This is a genomic window from Frankia sp. CoWAU3, assembly GCF_977971855.1.
Genome location: NZ_CDWWXB010000115.1, coordinates 1 through 3,670 on the forward strand (window position 1 = coordinate 1; position 3,670 = coordinate 3,670).

Sequence of the window (3,670 nt, forward strand, 5' to 3'; positions counted from 1 at the left end):
GGTCCACCTCCCCGCCGAACCCAGCTGAATCACTGCACCCCCGAAGGACTTCCAGGCTCAACCACTAAGGTCGTCGACACCTGCCTGGTCGCCGGTAGCCGCGAGACCGACTTCGGCATGGAAGCCATGAGCAGCCAAAGCATCCACCTCACGGTCCTCGATGCCCTCTACGTCGCTGTCTGTCTCGCCAACCCCGAACAAGCACAGAACACCCAGAAACTCACTGCCGAAGCCCTTGGAGCGATCCCGCACCTAGACGAGTAAGTCCGATGCCCCGCGGTCGCCCAAGCCCTGCTCGGCCACCGCTCGGAGGCCCGATGGCTGCGCTACGCGCGCAAGCACCTCGCCGGGATGTTCCCGTAGCTGCCCGGGCAGTCGAGGTACAACAAACGGCCGCGTGCGGCGTTACCGCTGGTCAAGCGGATGATCCGGGAGGTGGCCGCGGACAGCGACTTCTGGTTCGACAACCGCTGGATCATTGGTTCGACCCCGGTGCCGTGCGGGGCCTCTCGGCCGACCGTCCAGCATTCCGAGGTTGCCGGCTGGGCCGGCTACAACTACCGCGCGTCGTGTTCCCGAACCACATAGGACTTACCCGTCTAGCGATCTTTGGTCTGTAGGTTCTTCACATCTGTGTCACGTTTCAGGCTGCGGGTGCGAGCCGGGCGTGGTCGATGTAGCTGTCGACGTGGCGATCGAGGATGCGGAGCGCGTCGCGCGGCTCGGGTGGGGCCTGGCGCTGGTCGGCCGCGGTAAGCGGGACGAGGAGCCGGTTGGAGGACTGCAACGGCACTCGATGATCATCGTGGATGGTCTGTGTTGTGCTGGTGGAAGCAGAGGCGGCCGAGCCGGATGGGTTGTGTGCTCGGGCTGGCGTGTGATCCGTTCCTTGGCCAAGCCGGCGACGGGGTGGTCCCTGACGGGCATGGGGCCGCCGCTGACCTGGGTGGAAGCATTCCGGCCAGGCCAGCGACGGCCGCGTCACAGGTCTCTCAGGCTCGTGATGCGGGCCGGTCCCGTGCTGCGCGTACAGCCATTCGTCCAGGCAAGCCTATGGACGTCGGGTGGACACCTATGGACGGAACGCGCCGATCTTCAGGTCGGGGGATGCCTACCGGATCTACCGGAGGCCGATCGAGGCCCGCAGAACCTCGCGGTTGAGCGTGGCGATGCTGTCCAGTGGGATGCCCTTCGGGCAGGCGACGGTGCACTCCCCGGTGTTGGTGCACCCGCCGAAGCCCTCGGCGTCCATGGCCTCGACCAGGTTGAGTGTGCGGCTCGCCCGCTCCGGGGCGCCCTGGGGCAGGCTGTTGAGGTGCACGACCTTCGCCGAGGTGAACAGCATGGCCGAGCCGTTGGGGCAGGCCGCGACGCAGGCGCCGCAGCCGATGCAGGTGGCGTTGTCGAACGCCGTGTCCGCGACGGCCTTGGGCACCGGGGTGGAGTGCGCCTCGGGGGCGCTGCCCGTCGGGGCGCTGATGTAGCCGCCGGCCTGGATGATCCGGTCGAGGCCGGAGCGGTCCACCATCAGGTCGCGGACGACGCCGAACGCGACCGAGCGCCACGGCTCGACGTCGATGACGTCCCCGTCGGAGAACTCTCGCACATGCAGCTGGCAGGTGGTGGTCCGTTCCCGGGGGCCGTGGGCCTGGCCGTTGATGACCACTCCGCAGGCGCCGCAGATGCCCTCGCGGCAGTCGTGGTCGAAGCTGACTGGCTCCTCGCCCCGCAGGGTCAGCCGCTCGTTGAGCACGTCGAGCAGTTCGAGGAAGGACATGTCCGGGTTCGCGTCGGGCACCTCGTAGGTGACCATGCGGCCCGGTTCGTCCGGTCCGGCCTGGCGCCAGATCCGAAGGGTGAGCTTCACGGTCGGCTCCTCGTACAGTCGTGATCCATTGACCGGTACCGCCTCACGCGTAGTTACGCTGGGCGAGGTGGACGTGCTCGAACTCCAGAACCTCGCGGTGCAGCACCGGCGGGGTTTCCGTGCCGGCGAACTCCCAGGCCCCGACGTAGGCGAACCGGTCGTCGTCGCGAAGGGCCTCGCCGTCCGGGGTCTGGCTCTCGACCCGGAAGTGCCCCCCGCAGGACTCCTCGCGGTGCAGGGCGTCGACACACATCAGCTCGCCGAGTTCGAGGAAGTCCGACACCCGGTTCGCCCGCTCCAGGCTCTGGTTGACACTACCCGCGTCGCCCGGCACCTTGACCTGGCGCCAGAACTCCTCGCGCAGCTCCGGAAGGCGCCCCAGCGCCTTGCGCAGGCCGTCCTCGCTGCGCGCCATCCCGCACTCGTCCCACATGATCTCGCCGAGCTCACGGTGGAACGAGTCGACGGTGCGGTCACCGTTCACGGCGAGCAGGCGGGTCAGCCGGCCCGTCGCCTCGGCCGCCGTCTCCGCGACCGCGGGATGGCTCGCGTCGACCGCGCCCAGCTTCGTCGAGGCGATGTAGTCACCCAGCATGGGCGGCAGCACGAAGTAGCCGTCGGCGAGACCCTGCATCAGCGCGCTCGCGCCGAGACGGTTGGCGCCGTGGTCGGAGAAGTTCGCCTCCCCGATCACGAAGAGCCCCGGAATGCTGCTCTGTAGATCGTAGCCCACCCACAGCCCACCCATGGTGTAGTGGACGGCCGGGTAGATCCGCATCGGCACCTTGTAGGGGTCCTCGGCGGTGATCCGCTCGTACATCTCGAACAGGTTGCCGTACTTCTCGCGGACCTTGTCCTCGCCCATCCGCTTGATGGCGTCGGCGAAGTCGAGGTAGACGCCGAGCCCGCCCGGACCCACGCCGCGACCGGCGTCGCACTGGTACTTCGCTGCCCGCGACGCGATGTCACGGGGGACCAGGTTGCCGAATCCCGGGTAGATCCGCTCGAGGTAGTAGTCGCGCTCGTTCTCCGGGATGGTGTCGGGCGAGCGGGTGTCGCCCGCCTTCTTCGGCACCCAGATGCGGCCGTCGTTGCGCAGCGACTCGCTCATCAGCGTGAGCTTGCCCTGGTAGTCGCCGGAGCGGGGGATGCAGGTCGGGTGGATCTGGGTGTAGCACGGGTTGGCGAAGTACGCCCCGCGCCGGTACGCCCGCCAGATCGCGCTGGCATTGGAGTTCTTGGCGTTCGTCGACAGGTAGAACACGTTGCCGTACCCGCCGGTGGCGAGCACGACGGCGTCGGCGAGGTAGGTGGAGACCTGGCCAGTGACCAGGTCGCGGGCGACGATGCCGCGGGCGTGCCCGTCGATGACGATCAGGTCGAGCATCTCGGTGCGCGGGTGTATCTCCACGCCGCCGGCATCGATCTGCCGGGACAGCGCCTGGTAGGCGCCGATCAGCAGCTGCTGACCCGTCTGGCCCCGGGCGTAGAAGGTCCGCGAGACCTGCACGCCGCCGAACGACCGGGTGTCGAGCAGGCCGCCGTACTCCCGGGCGAAGGGCACACCCTGCGCCACGCACTGGTCGATGATCTGGGTGGACGTCTGCGCGAGACGGTAGACGTTGGACTCCCGGGAGCGGAAGTCGCCACCCTTCACCGTGTCGTAGAACAGCCGGTAGACCGAGTCGCCGTCGTTGCGGTAGTTCTTCGCCGCGTTGATGCCGCCCTGCGCGGCGATGGAGTGCGCCCGGCGCGGCGAGTCCTGGTAGCAGAACTGGATGACCCGGTAGCCCTGCTCGGCGA

At 68.3% G+C, this 3,670-nt stretch carries 3 protein-coding genes and 2 pseudogenes; 2 read left to right on the forward strand and 3 right to left on the reverse strand.

All coding sequences use genetic code 11. The annotated features are described in order from the left end of the window. Positions 1-264: pseudogene (locus AC08ON_RS11490) on the forward strand (hypothetical protein); the annotation flags it as partial. Between the two features lie 6 nt (positions 265-270). Then, positions 271-579: pseudogene (locus tag AC08ON_RS11495) on the forward strand (transposase family protein); the annotation flags it as partial. 64 nt (positions 580-643) lie between these two features. Here AC08ON_RS11495 and AC08ON_RS11500 read toward each other — a convergent pair. The 3 genes from AC08ON_RS11500 to AC08ON_RS11510 all read right to left on the reverse strand — a co-directional run. After that, positions 644-793 (reverse strand): hypothetical protein, encoded by a 150-nt coding sequence (locus AC08ON_RS11500; RefSeq protein WP_476607572.1) that lies wholly within the window; start codon positions 791-793, stop codon positions 644-646. A 327-nt stretch (positions 794-1,120) separates the two neighbouring features. Next, entirely contained in the window at positions 1,121-1,867 is a 747-nt protein-coding gene (locus AC08ON_RS11505) for a succinate dehydrogenase/fumarate reductase iron-sulfur subunit (RefSeq protein ID WP_011437846.1), read from the reverse strand. Positions 1,868-1,910: 43 nt separating this feature from the next. Continuing rightward, the coding region (locus tag AC08ON_RS11510) for a fumarate reductase/succinate dehydrogenase flavoprotein subunit (RefSeq protein ID WP_476616939.1) at positions 1,911-3,670 on the reverse strand (1,760 nt) is incomplete at its 5' end.